The organism is Roseateles sp. P5_B10 (genome assembly GCF_056400485.1).
The window spans coordinates 1-2,344 of the sequence record NZ_JBFULE010000801.1 but is presented as its reverse complement, the minus strand read 5'-3'; the positions used below and the strand labels follow the sequence as shown (position 1 = coordinate 2,344).

Sequence of the window (2,344 nt, the reverse complement as noted above, 5' to 3'; positions counted from 1 at the left end):
CATCAATACAGGCCCTGCTTCTTCTGCGAGTGGCGTTCCACCCAGGCAGAGTAGGTCGCCGGAGACCAGTGCGACCGCCAGCGGCTGTCCACGCGCCCCCAGCAGCGCAGCAGGCGCAGTTCGCGCGCAAAACGCTCGGCCACGGGCTCGCGCCGCAACGGCCCGAGCAGCCAGCCCAGGCCATCCTGCAGCAGCTGCAGGTACTGCCACAGCGGCACACCGGCAAACTCGTGGCTGCCGGACGGCCACCAGGACGACAGGCCCGCCTTGAAGGCCCAGCGGCGGAAATAGCGGCGCGTCAGCACGGCCGCGTCGACGGGCGCAGTGATGCACAGGGACGGCTCATAGGTCACCGCCTCGCCGCGCGCCTGGCAGCGCTGGCCGAACTCGAGGTCCATGTGCCGGAAGTGCAGTTCGGAGAACAGGCCGACGCGATCGAACAGCGCTGCGCGCGCCACCAGGTTGGCGCCGGCGGGCGCGTAGTCCGGCGTGGTCGGCGCGATGCGCTCAGGCCCGAGGTCGGCGCCGCCGACCACCGCGGCCATGCTGTCGTGATACCAGGCGGGCCGGCCACCGGGGGGCCATTGCAACTCGGTGCGTCCGCCGGCCAGGGCCGGGCCGCCGGCGCCGAAGACGGCGGCGATGTTCTCCAGCCAGTCCACGGGGAAGAGGATGTCGTCGTCGGTGAAGGCCAGTACATCGCAGCCCAGTTCGCGGGCGCGGCGGATGCCGGCGTTCAGCGCGAACTGCTTGCCCTGGCGGGGCTCGAACAGCACATGCAGGCGGCCCAGCGGCCAGCCCGGTTGCAGGGCCTGGAGTCGCGCCTGCGTGTCGTCGGTCGAGTTGTTGTCCACCACCAGCACTTCGACGGCCGTGTCGGCCGGCGCGTGCATGGCGCCGAGCGAGGCCAGCGTGGTCGCGAGCAGGGCGGCCCGGTTCCAGGTGCAGACGATGACGGCCAGCCGCTTCATCGCTGGGCGGCCACGCGGCGGTAAACCTCCAGATGGCGGCGCCAGCTCTCGCCCCAGCGAAAGCCCTGGGCCCAGGCGGCGGCACGGGCCGCCTTGTCGGCACGTGCCTCGGGAGGCAGCGTCGCGGCCTCGTGCAGCGCGGCGGCCCAGGCCGCCAGGTCCTCGGCCGGCACCAGCGTCGTCAACGGCCCGACCAGTTCGGCCAGACTGCCCAGCGGGCTGAAGATGACGGGCGTGCCGGCGGCCTGGGCCTCGACGGCCGGGAAGCCGAAGCCCTCGTAGAGCGTCGGGTAGAGCACGGCGACGGCGTCGCGGTAGAGGGCCTGCAGTTCGGCGTCGGACAGGAACTCGGCAAATACGACCCGGCCCTGCAGCTCGTGGGGCAGGGCCTTGCGCGCGGCCTCGCGGGCGTCGGCGCCAAAGCCGCAGGCGACGAGTTTCAGCGTCGCATCGGGCTGGGCGGCCAGCGTCTGCAGGGCCCAGTCGAAGCGCTTGCGTTGCATCGGCCCACCGAGATAGACGGCGAAGCGCGCGCCGGCCAGGGCCGCCGTCAGCGTGGCCGGCAACGTGCTGATGGGGGGCTCGAAATAGGCCTCTTCAATGCCGTGCGGGATGACGGTCAGCTTGGCCTCGAGCTCGGGCCAGCGCGCCAGGATGTCGCGCTTGGACGACTCGCTGATCGTCACGACGGCCGCGCATCGCCGGAAGGCCGCCGGCATCAGCCGGTGCCAATACCAGTGCTGCCAGCGCGTGTCGGTCTCCATCTCCCAGGGGATGGTGTCGTGGATGGTGACGACGGCCGGGCAGGGCTGCCACCAGGCCATGGTGTTCTCGGCCCAGTGCAGCACGTCCAGGTGGTGCTGACCCGTGCGGCGCGGCATGCCGACCTGCTCCCACAGCGAGAAGCGGTCGCCGGGGAAGTCGAAGATGTCGGCCTGCACCTGTTGCTCGCGCGGCAGGTGCATGGGGCGGCGCGCGTCCTGCGCGAACAGCGTCCAGGCCACGCCGTCCTCGGGCCGGGCCTGGCTGCACATCTCGAGCAGGTATTTGCCCATGCCGCGCAGATGCGCGGTGTTGAGGCTGGTAGCGCTGATGCCGACCCGCAGGCGTTCAGTCATTCGGCACCCAGCGGCGGAACAGCGATTTGCCCATCTTGGTCAGCGTGTGGCCGCGATCGGGGCCGCTGCGCAGCAGGCCGGCAAAGGTCTTCAGGCCCAGCGACAGATCGCCCTTGGCGGTGTGCGCGTCGGCGAAATTGCACCAGCCCTTGTGCTGGAAGCGCCGCAGCGCGACGGGGTCCACGTCGTGCCCGGCTGGCGAACTCATGCCGAAGCGCCGGATCAGCTCGGCGCGCATCAGCTCGGTGGTGTTGG

3 protein-coding genes are annotated in these 2,344 nt (G+C 71.3%); all 3 read right to left on the bottom strand.

What is annotated here, in order from left to right; translation table 11 throughout:
• Nucleotides 1-2: 2 nt before the first annotated feature.
• Nucleotides 3-971 (bottom strand): glycosyltransferase family 2 protein, encoded by a 969-nt coding sequence (locus tag AC1DU6_RS27825; protein ID WP_457355042.1) that lies wholly within the window; start codon nucleotides 969-971, stop codon nucleotides 3-5.
• Complete coding sequence (locus tag AC1DU6_RS27820) at nucleotides 968-2,089, bottom strand: glycosyltransferase (RefSeq protein ID WP_457355040.1); 1,122 nt, start codon at nucleotides 2,087-2,089, stop codon at nucleotides 968-970. Before AC1DU6_RS27820 ends, AC1DU6_RS27825 begins: the two co-directional genes overlap by 4 nt.
• Nucleotides 2,082-2,344, bottom strand: a 263-nt coding sequence (locus tag AC1DU6_RS27815; RefSeq protein WP_477861080.1) for a hypothetical protein, incomplete at its 5' end; no start/stop codon positions are given. The genes AC1DU6_RS27815 and AC1DU6_RS27820, both read right to left, overlap by 8 nt.

What these genes read in the sequence shown, in the direction of transcription:
- AC1DU6_RS27825 (WP_457355042.1), bottom strand. Translation starts at nt 971, where the DNA reads ATGAAGCGGCTGGCCGTCATCGTCTGCACCTGGAACCGGGCCGCCCTG.
- AC1DU6_RS27820 (WP_457355040.1), bottom strand. Translation starts at nt 2,089, where the DNA reads ATGACTGAACGCCTGCGGGTCGGCATCAGCGCTACCAGCCTCAACACC.